The sequence below is a fragment of the Peribacillus sp. SIMBA_075 genome (assembly GCF_046534585.1).
In genome coordinates, this window is sequence record NZ_JAWRYN010000454.1 from 1 (window position 1) to 278 (window position 278).

1 pseudogene is annotated in these 278 nt (G+C 38.1%); it reads left to right on the forward strand.

Going from position 1 to position 278, the window contains the following annotated elements:
* Positions 1–125: pseudogene (locus SB775_RS28975) on the forward strand (4-hydroxyphenylpyruvate dioxygenase); the annotation flags it as partial.
* Positions 126–278: the final 153 nt, after the last annotated feature.

Genomic DNA, 278 nt, shown 5'->3' on the forward strand with positions numbered 1-278 from the left:
TAGATCGTCCAACTTTATTTATTGAAATCATCCAACGTAAAGGTTCTCGTGGATTTGGCGAAGGTAACTTTAAAGCGTTATTCGAATCAATTGAAAGAGAACAAGAGCGTCGCGGAAATTTATAAAATTTGTATCCACCAGCAAGAGTTCCTTTGTTGGTGGAAATTTCATTTTCATAGGGAGGAATCACGATGAAATTTGTTACATTTCGTCTCCCATCGAAAGAAATGCGAGCTGGATGGCTTGAAGGTGACAAAGTAATCGATATGAATCTTGCG